The sequence below is a fragment of the Clostridium sp. D33t1_170424_F3 genome, assembly GCF_015667585.1.
Lineage (GTDB): Bacteria > Bacillota > Clostridia > Oscillospirales > Acutalibacteraceae > Anaeromassilibacillus.
Window position 1 is genome coordinate 113,141 of record NZ_JADPEG010000009.1, and the last position, 19,973, is coordinate 133,113.

Consider the following 19,973-nt stretch of genomic DNA (forward strand, 5'->3'; position numbering starts at 1 on the left):
CTTATCTGTCTTCTGCTCCTTCCAAGGGTATTGCAGGGGCGGCGGGATTTGATTCCTGCGGTTCTGTCTCTGAAAGGGAAGCTTCTCCGTCCGATTCGACGGCTCTCAACGCCTTTTCCTGTTCCTCTCGTCTGAGCTTGCGGAAGATTTCATACGAGAGAGCGAATACAGTGCTGCCGCCAAGCCCCAATATGAAGCTGAGCACGGCGTAGAGCAGGAATCCGACATTGGCAACCACCTGTACGCCGGTCAGCTGCGTTACATGGCGGCTGGCCAGATAGGTGTTATAATCCGACATGGTTTTATCCGCGATTTCGTTCAGTTCCTGCAGTTTGTTCTGTACATACGCGATGCGTTCCGTCACGCTTTTCAACAGTTTTCCGGTGTCGACGCCGGACGGTTCCGCGCTGAAAATGCTGATGACTTCCTCACAGTGCGCTGCATCAATTTTATTATTGCTGGCGCCAATGGCGTATTCTACATACGTGTCCATCAGGTCGTCATAGGTGGTGTCGTTAATTGTATCGCCATACTCCAACTGGTCCTTGCTCACCGGCAGGTCGTCGTCGTTACGGCTGTCGTCGGCCTGGTTATAGGCGTTCGGCAGGTCCCGGTTGGCGTCTGCAAATTTCTGAATTACCTGGAGGGTGCTTTCCGCCTGTGTGGCGTTGGTATTGGACTGCATCGTGTAGTTGTTTTTACTGTGCTGGTACTTTTTTAAAAGAATTTCACGGTTTTTGGTGATCTGCCCCTCGTAAATCTCGGAATAGATCAGCGGCATGTCGAACGTTGCCAGCTCGTTATATTTTTTATGCAAGTCGGAAAAATTGTATCCGGTTGATGGGGAACGGTAATTCTGGCTGTTGTCGGACAGGCGATTCAGATTGTTCATCACGTCGTGGATGTTGTTGTCCAGCAGGTCTGCAATTTCGATATAGTCGTAGTTTTCATTTTCAATTGAGTAGTTGTTTTCTGTGATATATGCCTGGTTGATATAGGTTTTGTTATAGTAAAGGATGTAGTTATTAATCAATGCGTCAAGAATATCGTAGAGTTCTCCCTGCGGAGCGCCGCGCCGGTCGTTGTAGGTGATAATAAACTGGTTGGGATAATAGGTGTATTCTTCGCCGTCCTTGGTCTTCGCGGCTTGCAGTTCTTCAATATAATTCGGGGTGATCGACTTGATGGCGAGGCTGGAACGGATTTTATCCACGCTTTCGTTCAAAGAAAGATCTTCCAGCGTCTGCAAAATCAGGGTCGGGGAAGTGATCTCGTTAATGTCGAAGGTGGTTCCATCCGGATTCAAACCTTCAGAGATAGAGGCGTCTTCAAACTGGATGATGATGTTGGCCGAATAGCTCTGTTTTTGCTGTACATAGAGGTAGGAAAGAAGTACGCAGCCTATGATCGAAAAGAGAATAAAAAATTTCCACTTGAAAATATAGTGAAAGATTTCCTTCATAGATACAATCATGATGTTTCCTCCCCCTTCGTCACATGTGCATATCTCCGCTTTTTTTGCCGCCTGGCTTTTTTGGGAGACGTTTCAGAGGGATGAGAGAAGAGCGGTTCATGCTTGATCCACTCATATCCCTTGATCAGGTGCGGCAGGGCGATGGCAGAAAAAACTGCCGCCATGCAGCCGAGGATAAAACCCATAATCCCATAACGGATCAAATTGCGCACAGAAAGCGCGGAGGACAGCGGGTCTTCCGGAATGGAAAAGGAAAGGTAATCGTGCGTTTTGTCGGAAAGATATTCGTCGCAGGTGGTTTTGGCGAGCGCGGCGATTTCCGTCAGCTGCTTGTTGATGCTTTCCGTCATTTCCTGTGCGGTGCGCATTTCCGGAGAAGAGGAGGTCACGGTGGATTGCGAGTAGACGGAGGTCAGGAAATTGTAATGCTCCATGCTAGCACGAATCGATTCCGTTTCAACGCCCTTGGTTTGTGCGCGCTGCGCCAGGTAATCAATGCCGGTCTTCGTTTTGTTCATGTAAAGATTTTGATTCTTGTCAATCGTCGGGATGAACAGGGAACCGGTGAGTTCCGCGTCGTACTGGTCGATTGCGCCAAGAATGATATTTTTGGAGGAACTCGCCTTGTTAAACAGCAGCTCCTGCGAGTTGTGCAGATAGTCGATTTTGTTCAGATAGGTGAATTTATCCTTACTTACACCGGAAGTGGTAATATAGGCTTCCAGTTTGGGAAGTTCCACGTTGCGCAGGTTGTTGAGCATATCCATCAGGCTGACAAAGGTCTGTTTGGTTTCTGCAGAACGGAAGGTGCTGTTTTCCCCTTTGTAGGTGCTCAGCAGGGCCAGCATAGAAGAGATGCGGTCTCCATAGATTGAGACGATCTCCGAATAATCGTATTTGGACAGGTCAAGGTCGCTTACGTCCAAAACCGTATTTTTTTCCGTATACCGGTCATTGAAGTATTCGGTATAGACCTCCGCCAGGGTAGAAAGCAGCTGAACTGTGTGGTTTTCCGCGAATTTATCCTTCTGCGAATACCAGATGGTGAACTCCATTGGAATATAGACGGAGGAACGGGAATTGGTGACGGCGGAATAGACGCGGCTGTAGCTTTGCTTGGCGGATTTTGCCTCAATGGTGATGCGGGTTTTTACAAACTCTGTGGTCAGGTCCTCCACATCCATACGATTCAGCATTTCGTCTATGATTTTATCCGATTTCATCTCGTAGACATTGAATTTGCTGCCGTCGGGATTATATCCCTTTTCCGATCCTGTGTAACTCAAAGCCAGGGTCATGCCCTGCCGGTTGTAACTGGCCAAAAAGGTGTAAGACCCTCCCAGCAAAGGAATGATGATGGAAAAGCAGAGTACGATGATGAAATTCCTTTTGTTAAACAGCTTTGCAATCAATCGGCAGTTCGCTCCTTTCTGTGGAATCAGCCGGGGCGGCAGTCGTTTTCGGGCTCTGCGCCGTCAGGGGCCGGAAGTTCATGGCGCACATCATAAATACGTTTAAATATTGTTTGTGGGTGTAGAAGCTGAGAGAGAGGGAAAATGCAAATATGGCGACGATCGCACAGGAAAACAACGGATTGTTCTTAATGTTGCGGAAGAAGCTGGAGGCCATCAGGGAGGTGTACAGCAGCAGACCGATCAGTCCCTGGTCGAACAGCGCTTGAATCCACTGGTTGTGCGCGTAAGTATTGAGAAACCCGTTCTCGGTCATAATCTCAATGGTGGCACACACGCCGAACCCGTGCACCAGTGCCTGTGCGTCGGAGAATACATAGTTAATGAGAAAGCCCCAGATGTCAAATCGGCCGCTGCCCTTATCCTCCTGGATCTGTTCCAGGCTGTACCGTTCCTTGAGCATGTCGGGCAGCAGCGGCAGCACGATAAATACGATTACAAAAGCGACAACCAGAAGCGCGATCAGGATTTTCAGCTTGGTCTTCGGATTTTTTACAACCAGCATAACATAGGCGAGCATGGAAATTACAATTGCCGCCAGTCCGCCGCGCGAGCCGGTCCGCAGGATGGCGTAAAACGCCAGCGCCAGATAAATCGGGGCGATGAAGCGCAGCTTTGTTTTTTGGACCAGCTGCTCCATCGCAAACAGAACGGGGAAAATAAAATAAATGCAGAAAAAGTTGGGGTCTTCCTCTGAACCCATTACGATGATCGTGGTGCGGTCGCCGTAGATAGTCTGGTTGCTGGAGAAGCAGAGCGCCATACATACAATGCCGACCAGCAGCCAGGTGTAGGCGACCAGCTGGCGTTCCTTCTGGTTATAGATCCGGCAGGTCGCCATAATGGTGACCACCAGCGCCAGAGCGATGTCCTTTACGACGGTCATGCTCTCCGAACCCCGGAAAAACAGCAAAGTGCTGGCCAGGAAAAGCAGATGCAGCGTATAAAATAAATGCACACTGTTAAAGCGCATTTCGTTATTTTTGGCGACAAACAAACGGAGAAATAAAATACCAGCAACGGGAAGCGTCGCGGCTTTCAGAACGGATACGCCGGGGATCAGGGTGATAAAAGTAAGCGGCATACAGAAATAATAAAAACTGATCAGCCAGGCGTCCACACCGATGCGTTCCTCTGCAGCCGCCTTTTTCCGCATACGGTCGCGGAATCGTGTCAGGCGATTTTCCAACCAGTCATCACCCTCTTTCTCTGCGTTGGTTTTTATGACGCGGGCGTTCCCTTATATTTTCCAATCATCTTTTTCCCAAGATTGAACAGATAGCGAAACGGTTCGGTCCGGCAGAACAGAATCACGTTCAGGCAAAGGGGAAGGACGGCGGCTACGATGCCCTTCAGGATAAAATCCACATATACCTGTCCGGTGAAAATGAAGCCGCAGAGCCAGAACGCGGCGGCGGACTCCACAAGGGCCAGAACCAGATAGGCGCCCAACCAGAGGAAAACCCTTTTGCAGCTCTTTGCAAGAAAAGACTTATAAAACAAGATGATTTTTAAAATGTATTGGATGAGATAAGTGCTGGTCGTGCCAATCAAAATGCCTAACATGCCGATTCGCATTCCCAAAACAAAGGATACCACCAGATTAATGGTGGATCCGATAATGGAAATGTATTTGTCTTTCTGAAACAGGCCGGATGCCGAAAGCATATTCCAGACGGGAATGCGCATGGTCATCAGAAAAAAGTTGAACACACAGATCGAGACAATGTCCAGGCCAAGGACCAGGTTTTCTCCGAACATCAGCGCTACAAAGGGGTTGATCAGACAGATCAGGCAGGCGCTGCAAAAGGCGGATATGAAGAACATGGCAAATAGCAGCCGGTGCAGCACCGTATCGATGTATTCCTTGGACTCCGTGGCCAGCAGGTTCCCGATGCTTCCGCTCATTGCGGCGGAGAACTGGTTCATCACGTTGGTCAACGTGTTAATGATGATCGTATAGTTGGAGTACATGCCAACCTGAATGGTTCCCACCAGGGCGGAAATCAGAATATTGTCCGTAGAGCTGGTAATCGTCCAGGACAGCTTGCCAATAAACAGATCGCGCACATTGCGGAAAATGCTCTTGCGGCGTTCCGGAGAAAGAGCATCTGTCGCGTTCCTGATGTAAGGATAGAGCTGGTTGACGCGGAACGAGACCGCCAGATTGTTCAGAATGCCGACCACAATCAAAAAGACCAGATAATAAATCAATTCCCGAGTCAGGATCAGGACAACAATGCCGCCGATGACGGTCAGGATACGGAAAAGCAGGTCGATGATGGTAATGACATATTGCTTTTGGTCGGCGGACAGCAGGGAACGTTTATAAGAGAAGAAATAGGATGAAACCGTTTGTGCAAGGAACAGCAGGAATACAGCCGTAATATAGCCCTGGCTGTAGTGGACCCCCTTCACAATGTAAGGAAGAAAGGGAATCATCAACAGACCGATCGCGGTGATTACCGCGGCAATGAAGCGGTAGATCCCCTTATAGAAATGCATCAGGCGGCAAATTTCCTTTTGGTCTCCCTGGGCGAGCGGCGCGTACATGTGGTAGATGATTACGGAACCGACGCCCATTTCCGCCAGGGAAAGCAGCGCCAGCACATTGACCAGCAGGCCGTTGAGGCCAACACCGTCAATTCCGATGGAGTCGAGCATGACGCGGCGGGAAACCAGACTGAGGATGCAGATGACCACCTGCTGTATAAAGCCCCAAAGGGAATTTTTGATGGTGGCTTTTGCTCTCAAATCGCTTCCTCCGTTCGTCAGTCGTTCCGGTGCTTCCATGTAAAATAAGCCATCCGCAGATATAACAATCCATACTGTTTTTTACACATATACCGATAGACAGCAGGATTTTCTCCAAAATCGCGGCAGGGCAGATCGCTTAAAAAACTTTCCGTAATCTCTTTCATTCTATCATACCGCTGGCGGTGTGTGCGTTTCACATTGGGATTAAACAGAAACCAGATGCTTTGAAAGGTCTTGTAGTAAAAATCTCCCAGTAATTTGTTGCGCACTTCCACGTTTTCCGGGTTCCATCCCAAAACCAATGTGATGATCCGGTTGGAAGAGACGCGGATGATGTCAAAATAGTCGTAGGTAACCTTTTTCCAAAGCCGCGCGTGGTCATTGGCATAATAGCGATAGAGAATGTCCGGGATAAAATAGACGGATTTGGCAACGTTTACAAACTCGACAAGAAAAACCTCATCTTCGTTCCGGCGCAAGGAGGGAAACCGGATATTGTTTTCCCGAACGGCCCTCGTCTGAAACAGCTTAAAGCATGCGGATTGCAGAATTCCCTGTTCGCCGTACATAAACATGTGGGGATAAAAGTTCTGCCGAACCTGTTCTCCGGTCAAAAGCAGATGGTCGGCCTTGGGGATGGCGCGCTTGTTTTTATTCTGATCGTCCACCTCAAAGCCGCCGACCACCAGATCGGCGTTGGTCTTTTCCATCGCCTCAACCAACAGAGCGACGGCCTGCGGATACAGATAATCGTCGACATCGAAAAAATGCAGGTACTCTCCTGTCGCCAGTTCCATTCCCAAATTGCGCGCCGGCCCGGGCCCCTGATTTTTGGTGTGCGCAACGCGGATCCGGGGATCGGATTCCGCCATGCGGTCGCACAGGGAGGCGCTGTGATCGGTGGAACCGTCGTCAATCAACAGGATTTCAATCTCCGGGTATGTTTGATCCCGTAAGCATTGGACGCCGCTTTCGATAAACTGTTCCATATTGTAAACGGGTACGACAATGCTGACTTTTTTCATCTGCCGCCCTCCCGATGGAAAACTTTTTTACAACGGTTGATTCGATTCATTATACCCCCGTACAATTTCAATGTCCATGGTTTTTTATGGATGAATGACAGGAAAGAAAATCTACGCTTTTGAGCGCATTTTAACAGTAACTGCCGTTCCAGCCAATAAAGGTTCAGGTCCAGGTGGGACATGGCGTCCAAATAGGGGTGGGAATCCAGAAAAGCCAGAAATTCCTGTTTGCGCTGTTTCCTGCTTTTGGGATTGTCCTTGTGGAACAGATCGAGACGCATATAGTCCAATACAATACCGACAACACGGTACCGGTAGAAATCGTCCATTACGTCCTCGCGACCTGGATAAAACGCCTTGATGTGCGTAAGATTGTGCTGCATCAGGGAATTCATCACCGGGATATAGTCGGGGTTATACCGGTTGCAGACAGAGCCTTCGTTGGTGCGATAATAGTACATAACCTTTGGTTGGTAACACGCCGACTGACAGTAATGGAAGACCAGCGTGTTGAAAATTACATCCTGAGATTTTTTCTGCCGGTCGGGGAAGAGCAGGTTGTGCTCCGTCAAAAACGCACGCCGGTAGGTTTTAGCCCATACGGAGGTGCACAGCACCCGGCGGATCCGTTCATCCTCCGGCTGGCAGGGCGCGCCGGAAACACAGGAAATACAGTAGGAATCAATGGTTTCGGGCGTCAACTCGATGGTTTCTTCGCTGGACGGCGGCACCTGCTGCGGACGGTCTTTCCAGTAACCGGCATAATCGAAGAACACCACGTCGTGTGGATCGTCCCGCAAGGCCAGCGCCGTCTCGGCAAACCATTCCGGCAGCAAATCATCTCCGTCTACGAAATAGATCCATTGTCCCCTGGACTCCCGTATGATTGTGTTGCGGACTTCACAAATCCCCTGGTTTTCAGGAAAGTGAATCACGCGGACGCGCGCGTCCTTTTCCGCATAGGCGTCGCACAGGGCGGCGGAGCCGTCGCTGGAACAATCGTCCACCAACAGGATTTCTATTTCCTCAGATTGCTGTGCCAGAACGCTGTCCAGGCAGGCGGGCAGGTAAGTTTTTACATTATAAATGGCAACGCCGATACTGATCATTGGCTGCATTGAAATTCTCCTTTACGAACTTTTACGAGCAAAAGCCCAGCCGCGGAGAGCCGGTGTTTTCCGGTCCCCCCGCGGAGGGGCTTTTTAAAGAAGCGCGCGAATTGCGGCAACAGTACGTGCGCAGTTATCTGTGCTGCGATCAGCAAAGAACGCCTGGATTCGTTCCCGATAGGGGGAGGAAACCTGCATCCCGTTTTCCAGACGGTCCTGGATGAAATCGAGCACATCATTTTTATGGGTACAAACCGGGCCGAAGGCGTCTTCGCGATATTGAAAATATCCGCGCCGGTATTGGGTGGCGAAAAACTTTTCTTCATCAAACTGATAAAAAACCAGAGGCTTTTCCATATATGCAAAATCAAAAAAGACGCTGGAATAGTCGGTAATCAGCAGCTTGGACTCCATCAGCAACTCCTGCACGTCGTTGTTTGCAAGGTCTGCAATTTTTACCCTGGGATGGTTCCCGGAAAAAAGAGGTGTGAAGCGTTGGAATTCCTGATGCAGGTACAGTACCGCCTCGTAATCGTATTGTTCCAGCAGGGCATGGAAGCGGGGGTGGTCCAGCAGTCCGCTGAGTGCCCGGTAATATTCGCTTTCACGAAACACTTCCATGTCGCTGCAGTGGTTCAGATAGGCGCGCCAGGTCGGCATCAGGAGAATCTGCCGTTTTTCCGTGTGCTCTTTTAACAGCCGATCGTAGCGGCACAAACCAAGCAGTTGTACAACGCCCTGTGGATAGCCGTAGCGGCTGGAAATATCCTCGTATTCCGGCTTCGCGCCACAGACGAATAAATCGAGATGTACTTTTGGATAATAGAGCGCCGGTATGTCATTCAGAATAATGCCGTGCTGCAAAAAGATTTTCTTGCCCTGAATCAGGCCGTACCGGTCCAGCAGGGTGAAAAGATAGATGTTAGGAGCGTACCCCATAACATGGGTGCTGATTTTTGCTTTTGCGCAGGCGAGCGCCAGATAATGTCTGAAGCTCCCGTGCTGTATGATGCGTCCCAAATTGCATACCCGCTGGTAATCGGGAGAGTGCCGGTCGATGACATAAGCGGCGTTGATTTCCGGATGCTGTTGTGTGAGATGGCGGAAAAGATGGTAGGCGTTGTCGCGGGCATCGACGCCGCGTTCCGCGAGAATCCACAAATCTTTATATGCGGGAGTAAAACGTGCAAATAACCCGACAAACCATGCGAGAAAATAACGTAGAATGCATCCTGCATATACGGCGTACCGTCTTAATTTTCCCATTCTTTGTACTCTGCTCCCAATGTTATTTTGTTGGAGGGGATTTTGAAGTCCCTGCCGAAGTGGAAGAGGTGTAATTCGGTTCCTGACGAACCCCCTGTGAGCTTTCCTTCAGAAACATGACTTTAACGGTCATAAGAATCAACTTGATGTCCTGCGCAATGGAATAATTTTTAATGTACAGCAGATCATACAGCGTTTTATCCTCTGTTTTGGTGTCATAACGTCCATAGACCTGTGCCATACCGGTCAGGCCGGCCTTGACCAGGAACCGTTTTTCGTAATTCTCAATGGTTTCCTTGTATTCCGCTACAAATTCCGGACGCTCCGGGCGGGGCCCAACAATGGACATGTCTCCCATAAGAATATTTACCAGCTGCGGCAGCTCGTCAAGACGCGTGCTGCGCAGAATTTTTCCGACTTTTGTAATACGGGGATCGTTTTCTGTAGAGAGCATGACGCCGGACAGTTTTTCCGCGTCGTTGATCATGGTGCGGAATTTATAAATCTTAAAGACCTTTCCATGCAGCGTCACGCGCTCCTGTGTATAGAGGATAGGGCCTTTGGAGTCAAAATGAATGGCGATTGCACAGAGAAGCATGATCGGGGAAGCGATCACCAAACCAATAAAGGAAAAGAACAGATCAACCGCACGTTTGGTGAAAATCGTAAAACGGGACGGCTGAAAGCCTCTTAAATGCAGAAGAGGCGTGTCTTCAAAATTGACGATGTCGTATTGATTCATAATGTTATAAAGCGTTGGAAGAATATAAATTTCCTTGTTCAGTTCAATGGCTTTGGAAATAATCTGGTTGCGTGCCTTGGCTTCGATGTCATTGGAAACGAATACGCTGTCAAACGCCTGCAATCTGTTTTGCAGCAGGTCATCCAAAAAAGCCTCGTCATTTGTATCGATCAGCTCATACCATGCGTCGTTGCTGATTGATACATAGGCGTACTTGATTTTTCGGGCCAGCTTGCTGTCCACATCCTTGGATTCCACAACCAGAAGCTTGGGGGGAACAACAAATTTATTGATGATATAGACCGAAAGCATTTTTTCGGACAGGATTAAAACGAACGCAAGTGCAAAAGACAATAAAAAACGCCACCAATTTGCTGCAAGGAGAGTGATGTCGAAAAGCATGGTCACTAAAACAGCAGCAAAGGAGGCTAAAGTCAGACAGATGATAATGGAGATGCCCAGTTCATAGGTCCTTCGTATGATACGGCTGTAAATTTCGAAAATATGGAATAATATAAGCAGCGTAACGGTAAATGTAACAGGAAAGACCAAGTGGATGCCCTCAAAAATTTCCCAGCGAAATTGAAATGGGATAAAAAGCGAACTGAATACAAGGAATAAGTCAAAGCACATGACCATCATATCAATGAAGAAGTTTTTGTACGTTTTGATGTTCATTCAGCAGATCCCCTCAATTTAGACAAAATTTTACTCCGAACCATTGCGCCGATACCTTCCCTAAAAACAAATACGATAATCCTTTTTATAAATTCTAACATTTTTACGACAAAAATCAAGGTGATAAAACGAAGCTTTGTATAATTCGATATTTTTGTTTTATATTTTCTTTTTAAGTGCTATGATTTGGTCAATCTGTTGGAATGTATAAGTTGTTATAAAAATTAAAATAGAAGGCTTACAAGATTTAGTTAATTAATGCGGTATTTTTGTGAAATTATTTGAAAATCCGAGTGATTTAATAGGCTTATATTTATACAGCTTTACAGTGTAACTGTATAAATATGATAAAGTGAGCGTGACGTTTCTGGCTGCTATAAATTAACAATATATGCGGTAGGAACCTGTTTACAGAGCCACACACCGTTTTGAGAGAAATAGAAAAGAATTCCATCGTGTTCCATTGCAGCCGCGTCAATCTGTAATACGACAGCGCTTCCATGACGGGAACCAACATGCTTTGCGGTTTCCGGGTCGGAGGACAGATGCACAAACTGACGGGATTGGCGCGTAATGCCCTGTGACCGGATACTGTCTAAAAAGCGGGTCGCAGTCCCATGATAAAGCACGGCAGGCGGTTTAGCGGGGCGAAGCTCGACGTCAACGGGCAGGGAATGCCCCTGGTTAGCGCGTATTTTGCTGTGGTCCTCATTGAAGATGTAGCGTTGCTTATTGTTTTCCCGTACAATGCGCTCAAGAGCTTCGCGGTCGAGAGACTTTCCCGCCCGGCGGCAGCCTTTCAACAGGTTGTCGACGTCCACCCATCCGTGTGTATCCATCTGTACACAGGCCGCCTGCGGGTTGTGGCGCAGGACGAGACTGAGGAAACGGCCAAGCTCTATATCCTTTTTGGATTGTTCTATAGGTATGCTCCTTTAGATAAAATCATGAAGAAAAGAACTCGTCTGGAAAAGCAAACAGCCGGATGCTTGCTCCGGCTGTCCTGTATTAAGACAAATGAAAAGAATTTGCGGGAAAGTCTCGTCGGGCTCGCAGCAAATAAATCAGCGAAAAAATGCCGCCAAAGCATAGGAAAAGTTCGCTGGCCCATATGCCGGCGTATTGCATCAGCAATACGCTCACAAAATTAAAAATGGTATGCGCCAGAATAGCCAATATATAATATGGAAAGGAACGGCGGCGGTTGACGCCCTGAAAAATCAGCATGGTGGCAAACAGATGGAACAGCACGGCAAATACGCGTTCCAAAATGGCCAGATATATGGTGGAGGCCTGCGCAGACGTAAGCGCTGCGGTAATTTGTTCAGCCGCCTGTGGGGAAGCTTCCGCCAAGATGGAAAAGGAGCCGGTGTTCATCATTACCGCGTAAATCAGGGAATTGAGATGTGTAAAGCCCACCAGCAGGATGGCCTCGCAGAAGCCGTGCCCAAGTCCAAAGGAGATTGCATCTGTATAGGCCCGGTGCTTTCTACAGAAGAAGCGGACGCCGACCAGCCGGGCGGATTCCTCAAACAGGCCTGCGGTAAAGGACAGGATCAGAAGGTAAGCGATGAGCTGCGAGGCGGCGAACGATTGGAACCATTGCTGTCCAGATAACGCGTTCAGGATGGGAATGCGCAGAACCATCTGTGAAATAAAAAAAGTAAGCGCACCGACCACAACGGGAACGGGTGAAATCCTCTTACGAATGCCCAAAAAGACCAGCAGCAGCAGCGGGCAAACCAATGTAAAAAAAACGCCGACGCCAAACGCGATCAAAACAGAAGGTGCAACGGTCATAGAAGTTAAACCCCTTTCTATATTCAGCATTATCATAGGGTGGATTTTATGGAATGTCAAGAAAAAGGCACGGAAAAGCAGAAGAAAACTGTGGAATTTTAAATGAATGAACTTTTATAAAACGATTGCAGTTGACTCTTGCCTTTTTACATAAAATAAGCTATAATAGCAAAAGTCAGGTGATTTATGCCTTACAGCATAGCTCGCTGAGAAAGCAAGGCAGCAATGCGTGTAACAGGATATGCAGGCGGGCGGGCTCTGTACGACGGGGCGCCGTGAACCATGTCAGGCGGGGAACCGAGCAGCATTAAGCGGAGTTGCCCGGTGCGATGCAGGTGGTCTGTTCGTCTGCATATCCTGTTACACGATACCGTCGCAAGGCGGCTGTCCTTGCTTTCCGTTTGTTTGAGGAGGTGCGCGGTATGTATAAAGTATTGTACCGGAAGTGGCGCCCGCAGGTTTTTGCCGATGTAGTGGGGCAGCCGCAGGTAACCACCACGCTCAAAAACGAGCTGACGGCGGGCCGGATTGCGCACGCATACCTGTTTACCGGTTCCAGAGGAACAGGTAAAACAACGTGTGCCAAAATCTTGGCAAAAGCGGTCAACTGTCTGAACCTGAAAGACGGCGACCCGTGTGGAGAATGCGAAATATGCCGTGGAATTGAAAACGGTTCCGTAATGGATATCGTGGAGATTGACGCCGCCAGCAATAACGGTGTCGACAATATCCGTTCCCTGCGGGAAGAAGCAAACTTTACGCCTGCCGCTGCAAAATACCGGGTTTACATTATTGACGAGGTCCACATGCTTTCCACAGGCGCTTTTAATGCGCTGTTAAAGACGCTGGAAGAGCCGCCGGAACATGTGATTTTTATCCTGGCCACCACGGAAGTCCACAAACTGCCCGCAACGATTTTGTCGCGGTGCCAGCGTTTTGATTTCCGGCGGATTCCTCCGCAGGAAATTGCCCAGCGTCTTTCCTATGTTGCAGAACAGGAAGGGGCTGTGTTGGACGAGCAGGCAGGCTTACTGCTGGCCCGTCTGGCGGACGGCGCTCTGCGCGATGCGCTTTCCCTGCTGGACCAGTGTCTGGGACGCAGTAAAACGGTTTCACTGGACGTTGTGCAGGAGACGGTCGGTCTTGTGGGGCGCGACCACCTGTTTATGTTGTCTGCCGCCGTACAGGAACACGATTCGGCTGCCGCACTGGAAATTGTGGACCAGATGCATCGGTCTTCCAAAGATATGGCGCGGCTCTGTGAGGAATTGTCCTCTCATTTCCGCGGGCTGATGCTGATTAAAACCATGAAAAATGCGCGCGGGATTCTTGCCGTGCCGGATGATGAGTTTGAAAAGATGACAAAACAGGCCCTTTCCACACCTTTGCCGGTGATTCTGCACTGCTTGGACGGAATGCAGGCCGCTTTGGAAAAGATGTACCGCGGCGGGGACCGGCGGATTGAAATGGAAATGGCGTTGATTAAGCTTTGTTCTCCGGAGCTGGACGACACCGCTGACGCGCTTGTGCGCCGGATTGAGGCGTTGGAGCGCGGGGTGACCAGGGTTCCGGCGGCGAAGCAGAAACCAGCTCTACCGGAAGCGCCAACCGCAAAGGAATTGCCGGAGGAACCGGTTCGGGAAGAGGTTTCTGCTGCGGAGGAAACGCTGCCCGCGCCAAAGGCAGAGGAAAAATCGCAGCAACTCAAACAGGAGGCGAAACGCCTTGCGGAGTGGCCGGAGATCTTGCATGTGCTCAAAGAATATTCCGCAGCAATTTCCGCCGCGTTTACCGGGTCTTCCGCTTATGTCAGTGGAGATTATGTTTTAATCGATGCGCCGAAGGAGATGGCTTTTGAACTGCTTCGGAAATCGGCGCAGCGGGATAAAATGCGGGAAGCGATTCAACAGGTGACCGGGAGGGTGTACAAGCTTGGCCCGTATCGCTCTAAAAAAGCGGAAGAGCAGCAGGCGGACCCGCTTCTGCAATTGGCCGGGGCCGCAGAGGATGCGGGCATCCCGGTTACAAAAGTGTAAAATACCAACAATTAGTATGGTTGAATAAAATCGCCCAAAAGGGCGCCTAAAATTTTGAAAAGGGGTTTTTATCATGAAAGCAAGATTACCACAGGGTTACGGCGGGGGAAATTCTGCAAACATCCAGCAGCTTGCCCGCCAGGCGCAGAAAATCCAGGAGGAGATGGACGCGGCCAGCGCGGAGCTGGATAAAAAGTTATATACGGCGACAGCCGGCGGCGACGCGGTAAAAGCGACCGTCAGCGGCAGTCTGGAAGTACAGTCCATCGAGATCAAACCGGAAGTTGTGGATCCGGAAGACGTAGAGATGCTTGCGGATTTGGTTCGCGGTGCGGTAAACGAAGCGCTGCGTGCTGCTTCTGAGGAAAAGGCCGATAAGATGGAAAAAATTTCCGGCGGCTTTAATATGCCGGGAATCCTGTAAAATGCCTTCTTATAATGTAGCTCCGCTGTCGCGTCTGATCGAACAATTCGAGCGGCTGCCCGGAATCGGTCATAAGAGTGCGCAGAGGCTGGCCTATTATGTGCTGGGCCTTTCCAAGGAGGGCGCGGCTAATTTTGCCAACGCGATTCTGGAGGCGCATGAGAAGATTCATTACTGCAAAGTTTGCTGCAACCTGACAGATCAGGAGCTTTGTCCGGTCTGCCGGGATAAGGACCGCGATCCTTCCATTATCTGTGTGGTGGAGGACCCGCGTGACGTCATTGCGCTGGAGCGGACGCATGAATTCAATGCGACGTATCATGTGCTGCACGGTGCAATTTCCCCGCTGAACGGCGTCGGGCCGGAGCAGCTTTGTATCAAGGAGCTTCTGGCGCGTGTTGGAAACAGCGAGGTACAGGAAGTCATTATGGCGACCAATCCCACTGTGGAGGGCGAAGCGACGGCAATGTATATTTCCCATTTGCTGAAGCCGCTGGGCGTAAAAGTGACGCGGCTTGCCTATGGTATTCCCGTGGGCGGCGACTTGGAATATGCAGACGAAGTGACACTTTCCCGTGCGATCGAGGGACGCAGTGAAATTTAAAATTGCACAAAACAGAGCCGTCTTTTAGACGGCTCTGTTTTTTATAAGATGAAATTTAAAAGGGTAAAAGGCAGAGGAACATTTCATAAGCAGTCCTGCGAAGTTATGCATAAAGTTCATCGTCACTGAACCATTCTGCTTTTTATGTATGCGGTAACTGCAGGGATATTCCAGTAGAAATATACTGTATTTGTTCATCCATTTGTTCTTTTAGAATCTGGTAGGCTTCCGGTCCCGTGCAATGGCAGGTATAATAAACAGTGGGAGTCTCCTTTAATGTTTTGGCGAGCTCTTTGATCATGGAAGTATTTGCACACCTTCCTGTACGGGGACTTGTCAAATGAAACCCGCCGATTACATAATCCGGGCAGCCGCCAAACAGGCGTTTGTATTCTTCCAGGATGTTAAGGATTCCGCAATGTGCGCAGCCAGCCAAAAGGACACGGCAGTTTCCCTCCGTAAGAGCCAGATTCTGCTCATGAATAAAAGGATCCGGCTTGTAAGTGTTTTCTTTCCGTATATAAAGGTTTTGATTGCTGTCAGACTGGGGATGCGGTCCGTGGATGTGAGAAAACAGTTCCAAGCCTTCCTCAATCAGCAGGTGATTGTGTACGGGGATAAGACGAAGGCTGTCTTTCAGGGAGGAATCCAAGCCAATAAACGAAAAGCCGGCAGATGTTTTGGAATAATATGCGCCGAAGGCCTCTTCCTGAAGATAGACCGGCGCGGTTTGGTTCAGCTCTAAAAATGCAGCCAGTCCGCCTCCGTGGTCGTAGTGTCCATGGGAGAGGACAGCCAGATCGATCGAGGAAAGGTCAATTCCCATTGCGGCGGCGTTTTTGGCAAACAGGGCGCTTGCACCGGTGTCGAACAGAATTTTGTGGCGGCCCGTTTCAACATAAAGGCTCAGGCCGTGTTCTTCCTGTAAACCTGCAATATGGGAAGTGTTTTCCACAAGCGTTTGCACATGCATTTTACTTCTCCTTATCCGTAGAAGGGACTGTCAAAATTCCTTGTTTGTGTAAATGCGCTGAGAGATCATGCACGAGGGGATCAATAGCAGGGATGCCAGAACCGGGGAAAGTGCCATGAAACCGACAACCGTTTCCTGCCCGACGGAAATCTGAAAACCCATATTTTGTACAAGAATCCCCAGACCAACAGGGATGAAAATAAGCAGAATTAAGAACAGTCTTGCTTTTTCCGCCCCAAACCGGTAGATCAAAGGGAGCATGATGACGTTCAGCAACAGGGAGGAGCCCATTGCCACAAGTATGCACAGGGTTATTTCGAATGTCCAGGGCTTCCCTTGAATCAGCAGGACCACCAGGCTGATCAAGCCGGAGGTAAGGGCGCCCAACAGCGAAAAGAGAAAGGCGGTAATATATTTGGCGTTTACAATTCGCTTTCTGGAAACGGGTGTGGAAACAGCAAAGGGATCCCATCGCGCCATGTCGTCGTAAGAAAAGGTGCTGATAATTAAAATTGAAAAAAAGAACGGAATCATGGAAGCAGTGGCGGTAACTCCGGCGGTGATGCTGAAAAACAGTGCCGCAACCATCAGAAATGCGAAATAAGGGCCCATGCCCTTCTTTAAGAGAAGGAATTCCTTTAAAATAAAGCCTTTCATTTGTTTTCTCCCTTCACATAAAATACCATAATGTCCTCCAGGCTGGGGTTGTTTATCACATAATTCGGATAGCGGCGGCGTGCCGCCTTTTTGTCTTTGACCAGCGCTTCGCATCCAAAGCTGCCTTTGCGGATTTTAACAATCAATGCCGAATCGATTGTATCCAGCTCCTGGCTGCCGCATTTCAAAATGCCATATTGTCCCATAATGTCGTCCTTGACGCCGCTGAATACGACCTTGCCGTCGTGCAGAAATGTGATGTAGTCGGCGATCTTTTCCAGGTCGCTGGTAATGTGGGAGGACATCAGGATGGTATGGCTCTCATCCTGAATAAAGTCGAAAAAGATAGAAAGGATTTCATCGCGAACCACTGGGTCCAGACCGCTGGTAGCCTCATCCAGAATCAGCAGCTTGGGATGATGGGAAAGGGCTACGGCAATGGAGAGTTTCATCTTCATGCCGCGGGAAAACTCCTTGCATTTTTTGTCCTTGGGAAGCTGGAAGGCGTGCAAGTAGCGCTGAAATGCGGCGTCATCCCAATTGCTGTAAATGCCCCGCATGATTTTTGTGATATCCATGATGGAAAAGCTATCGTGAAAATGGTTTTCGTCGAATACAACGCCAATTTGTTCTTTAATTAAATCACCGTTTTTCTCCGGGTCAAGCCCCAGCAGACGGATACTGCCTTCCTCCTTTTTTATAAGATTCAGGAGCAGTTTCAGTGTCGTGGTTTTACCCGCGCCGTTTTCACCGATCAAGCCCATTACTCTGCCGGTGGGGACCTGCAGGTTCAGGTGGTCCAGCGTGAAGCCGCTGCTGTATCGCTTTGTCAGATTTTTTGTATCAATGCAGTATGTTTCAGTAGGCATATTAATCATCTCCATATAGTATTGAAAGTGTTTCCTGTAATTCTTCCAGGGGAATTCCATAGACTTTGGCGGTTTCCACCGCTTTGGACAGAAACTCTTCCACAGCGCGCAGCTGTTGTTCTTTGAATAGTTCCGCGTTTTTGGCGGCAACAAAGCTTCCTTTGCCAACGATGGAGGTGATAAACCCTTCGTGTTCCAGCTCCTCGTAAGCGCGTTTGGTGGTAATGACGCTGATGCGCAGCTCCTTGGCCAGAAACCGCATGGAGGGGAGAGCTTCACCATCCTGTAATGTTCCGTTCAAAATCATGTTTTTGATTTGTGTGACAATCTGTTCATAAATTGGGATCCCGTCGGTATTACTGATAAATAATTCCAACTACGTTCCTCCCTCAATCTGTTATATTGTATATGTAGTGTATATACAATATAACATTGATTTGCGTTTGTCAATAGGAAAATATTAGAAGAAGAATCTTTTCTGACAGGAATCGATAAAATACTTTCCAAACGGGTGGTTTTGGGTTATAATTTTAGCAATATTTCTATTGAAGATGAGAAGGAGAATGCAGTATGATCACACAGGAAAGAGTTATGGAAATCCTCAAGGAAGCAGGCGTTTTGCTGGAGGGGCATTTTCGTCTGACTTCCGGCCGGCACAGCAATAAATATCTGCAGTGCGCAAAAATTTTCCGCAATACGAAGTATAGCGAAGAGCTTTGCGCCGCTCTGGCGGAACAGTACCAGAACGACGGCGTGCAGGTCGTTATCGGTCCGGCAATGGGCGCAGTACAAATGGCGTATGAAGTGAGCCGTCCTCTCAAATGCGAAAATTTCTTTGCTGAGCGCGATGAAGAGGGCAAGATGACCCTGCGCCGCGGCTTTGTGGTGACGCCCGGTATAAAGGTGCTGATTGTAGAGGATGTTGTGACGACCGGCGGCTCTGTCCGTGAAGTCATTGATCTGGTAAAAGCTGCGGGCGGCGACGTTGTCGGCGTTGGATCAATTGTAGACCGCACCGGCGGTAAAATCGATTTTGGCGTGCCGTTTAAGTCCGTCATCTCCGTGGATGTGGAATCCTGGGAAGCTGACGAATGCCCGCTTTGCAAAGCCGGCATGGGCGAACCGGTAAAGCCGGGCAGCCGCAAGGTCTGAATCGGTGTGGCAGCTGCTGGCAAAAGGGGGCAGGGCAGTGGTAAAAAAGTCCGCCGGTAAATCAAATGAACTGCCAGAAGATCTGGATGAAGCGAAGCGGCGGAAGAAGGAAGCTGATGAACTCCACAGGAGGCACCGGGAACGCATGCGTAAAAAATGCCTGAAATACGGTCTCGATGTATTTGAGCCGCATGAGAAGGTGGAGTATTTGCTTTACGCAGTCCAGGCGCGCCACGATACGAATCCGTTGGCGCATGAGCTTATCCGTCGGTTTGGCTCCTTTTCCGGCGTGCTGGACGCACCGTATGAAGAACTGGTGAAAATAAAAGGCGTCGGGGAAGTCACAGCGGCTTATATCAAAATGATTCCGGAAATAGCACGGTGCTACGAAAAAGACCGGCATTCCGGCCGCACAAGGCTGTGCGATTATCGTGAGATGGGAGAATACCTGTCACACCGGTTTATCGGGTTATCCCACGAAGTGGTGGTTTTGCTTCTGCTGGACAGTGCCAACCGGATTCTGTTTTGCGATATCATCAATGAGGGAAATGCGACGACCTCCAATATTTATGTGCAAAAGGTAGTTTCCCTCGCAACGAGAAACAAAGCGGTCTATGCGGTGCTCTCACATAACCATCCGAGCGGCGTAGCCCTTCCCAGCCGGCAGGATTTAAGCGTGACGGCCCGCGTTTATGAAGCACTCCGCACCGTAGATATTTTACTGATCGACCATATTATTGTGGCAGGGGACGATTTTACATCGATTCGGGAGAGTGGGCTGCAGCCGGAAATATTTTCCGATTCCGGTTTACCGATGCGGGAAATGCGGGCGGCGGACGACTTTGATGATTGAAATTTTAAACAATCCGGTAATCAGAAACAGGCTTCGGTAATTCCGTACGGAATTACCGAAGCCTGTTTCTTTGCAGTTTACC

19 protein-coding genes and 1 other RNA gene are annotated in these 19,973 nt (G+C 49.1%); 6 read left to right on the top strand and 14 right to left on the bottom strand.

Annotated elements, in window-relative coordinates:
• Nucleotide 1: 1 nt before the first annotated feature.
• From I4V53_RS07890 to I4V53_RS07935, 10 genes are all read right to left on the bottom strand, one after another.
• Nucleotides 2–1,474 carry a GumC domain-containing protein gene (locus I4V53_RS07890; RefSeq protein ID WP_195985148.1) on the bottom strand — a complete coding sequence of 491 codons (1,473 nt, stop codon included), beginning with the start codon at nucleotides 1,472–1,474 and terminating at the stop codon, nucleotides 2–4.
• On the bottom strand, nucleotides 1,471–2,886 hold the full coding sequence (locus I4V53_RS07895) for a hypothetical protein (RefSeq protein WP_195985149.1): 1,416 nt from the start codon (nucleotides 2,884–2,886) through the stop codon (nucleotides 1,471–1,473). Before I4V53_RS07895 ends, I4V53_RS07890 begins: the two co-directional genes overlap by 4 nt.
• The gene (locus I4V53_RS07900; RefSeq protein ID WP_195985150.1) at nucleotides 2,867–4,135 is read right to left on the bottom strand and encodes an O-antigen ligase family protein; all 1,269 of its coding nucleotides are present in this window, start codon (nucleotides 4,133–4,135) and stop codon (nucleotides 2,867–2,869) included. The genes I4V53_RS07895 and I4V53_RS07900 overlap by 20 nt, the downstream gene beginning before the upstream one ends.
• Before the next feature lie 32 nt (nucleotides 4,136–4,167).
• On the bottom strand, nucleotides 4,168–5,700 hold the full coding sequence (locus I4V53_RS07905; RefSeq protein WP_195985151.1) for a lipopolysaccharide biosynthesis protein: 1,533 nt from the start codon (nucleotides 5,698–5,700) through the stop codon (nucleotides 4,168–4,170).
• A 17-nt stretch (nucleotides 5,701–5,717) separates the two neighbouring features.
• The gene (locus tag I4V53_RS07910; RefSeq protein WP_195985152.1) at nucleotides 5,718–6,728 is read right to left on the bottom strand and encodes a glycosyltransferase family 2 protein; all 1,011 of its coding nucleotides are present in this window, start codon (nucleotides 6,726–6,728) and stop codon (nucleotides 5,718–5,720) included.
• The gene (locus I4V53_RS07915; protein WP_195985153.1) at nucleotides 6,725–7,846 is read right to left on the bottom strand and encodes a glycosyltransferase; all 1,122 of its coding nucleotides are present in this window, start codon (nucleotides 7,844–7,846) and stop codon (nucleotides 6,725–6,727) included. Before I4V53_RS07915 ends, I4V53_RS07910 begins: the two co-directional genes overlap by 4 nt.
• An 84-nt stretch (nucleotides 7,847–7,930) precedes the next feature.
• The gene (locus tag I4V53_RS07920; protein ID WP_195985154.1) at nucleotides 7,931–9,103 is read right to left on the bottom strand and encodes a CDP-glycerol glycerophosphotransferase family protein; all 1,173 of its coding nucleotides are present in this window, start codon (nucleotides 9,101–9,103) and stop codon (nucleotides 7,931–7,933) included.
• Nucleotides 9,104–9,125: 22 nt separating this feature from the next.
• The gene (locus I4V53_RS07925) at nucleotides 9,126–10,523 is read right to left on the bottom strand and encodes a sugar transferase (protein ID WP_195985155.1); all 1,398 of its coding nucleotides are present in this window, start codon (nucleotides 10,521–10,523) and stop codon (nucleotides 9,126–9,128) included.
• Between the two features lie 374 nt (nucleotides 10,524–10,897).
• On the bottom strand, nucleotides 10,898–11,452 hold the full coding sequence (locus I4V53_RS07930) for an RNA 2'-phosphotransferase (RefSeq protein ID WP_353616499.1): 555 nt from the start codon (nucleotides 11,450–11,452) through the stop codon (nucleotides 10,898–10,900).
• Nucleotides 11,453–11,531: 79 nt separating this feature from the next.
• Nucleotides 11,532–12,323 carry a YhfC family intramembrane metalloprotease gene (locus I4V53_RS07935; RefSeq protein ID WP_195985156.1) on the bottom strand — a complete coding sequence of 264 codons (792 nt, stop codon included), beginning with the start codon at nucleotides 12,321–12,323 and terminating at the stop codon, nucleotides 11,532–11,534.
• Between the two features lie 249 nt (nucleotides 12,324–12,572).
• Between I4V53_RS07935 and ffs the strand changes: the two genes are divergently transcribed.
• From ffs to recR, 4 genes are all read left to right on the top strand, one after another.
• An RNA gene (gene ffs / locus I4V53_RS07940) (signal recognition particle sRNA small type) lies at nucleotides 12,573–12,671 on the top strand.
• A gap of 74 nt (nucleotides 12,672–12,745) precedes the next feature.
• Entirely contained in the window at nucleotides 12,746–14,359 is a 1,614-nt protein-coding gene (gene dnaX / locus I4V53_RS07945) for a DNA polymerase III subunit gamma/tau (RefSeq protein WP_195985157.1), read from the top strand.
• 70 nt (nucleotides 14,360–14,429) lie between these two features.
• Entirely contained in the window at nucleotides 14,430–14,783 is a 354-nt protein-coding gene (locus I4V53_RS07950) for a YbaB/EbfC family nucleoid-associated protein (protein ID WP_407921743.1), read from the top strand.
• Between the two features lies 1 nt (nucleotide 14,784).
• Nucleotides 14,785–15,387: a recombination mediator RecR gene (recR, locus tag I4V53_RS07955; RefSeq protein WP_195985158.1), complete on the top strand. Its 603-nt coding sequence runs from the start codon at nucleotides 14,785–14,787 to the stop codon at nucleotides 15,385–15,387.
• A 142-nt stretch (nucleotides 15,388–15,529) separates the two neighbouring features.
• Here the strand turns inward: recR and I4V53_RS07960 are convergent, their stop codons facing one another.
• From I4V53_RS07960 to I4V53_RS07975, 4 genes are read right to left on the bottom strand one after another with little or no spacing between them, the layout of a single operon-like run.
• Complete coding sequence (locus I4V53_RS07960; RefSeq protein ID WP_195985159.1) at nucleotides 15,530–16,360, bottom strand: MBL fold metallo-hydrolase; 831 nt, start codon at nucleotides 16,358–16,360, stop codon at nucleotides 15,530–15,532.
• A gap of 30 nt (nucleotides 16,361–16,390) precedes the next feature.
• The gene (locus I4V53_RS07965; protein WP_195985160.1) at nucleotides 16,391–17,017 is read right to left on the bottom strand and encodes an ABC-2 transporter permease; all 627 of its coding nucleotides are present in this window, start codon (nucleotides 17,015–17,017) and stop codon (nucleotides 16,391–16,393) included.
• Complete coding sequence (locus tag I4V53_RS07970; protein WP_195985161.1) at nucleotides 17,014–17,886, bottom strand: ABC transporter ATP-binding protein; 873 nt, start codon at nucleotides 17,884–17,886, stop codon at nucleotides 17,014–17,016. Before I4V53_RS07970 ends, I4V53_RS07965 begins: the two co-directional genes overlap by 4 nt.
• A gap of 1 nt (nucleotide 17,887) precedes the next feature.
• Nucleotides 17,888–18,262, bottom strand: a complete 375-nt coding sequence (locus I4V53_RS07975) for a GntR family transcriptional regulator (protein ID WP_195985162.1) — start codon at nucleotides 18,260–18,262, stop codon at nucleotides 17,888–17,890.
• 194 nt (nucleotides 18,263–18,456) lie between these two features.
• On the opposite strand from I4V53_RS07975, the gene pyrE reads away from it, so the two are divergent.
• Nucleotides 18,457–19,038: an orotate phosphoribosyltransferase gene (gene pyrE, locus I4V53_RS07980; protein ID WP_195985163.1), complete on the top strand. Its 582-nt coding sequence runs from the start codon at nucleotides 18,457–18,459 to the stop codon at nucleotides 19,036–19,038.
• 37 nt (nucleotides 19,039–19,075) lie between these two features.
• A complete protein-coding gene (locus I4V53_RS07985; RefSeq protein ID WP_195985164.1) occupies nucleotides 19,076–19,891 on the top strand; it encodes a JAB domain-containing protein in 816 nt (271 codons plus the stop codon).
• The last annotated feature ends 82 nt before the right edge of the window (nucleotides 19,892–19,973 follow it).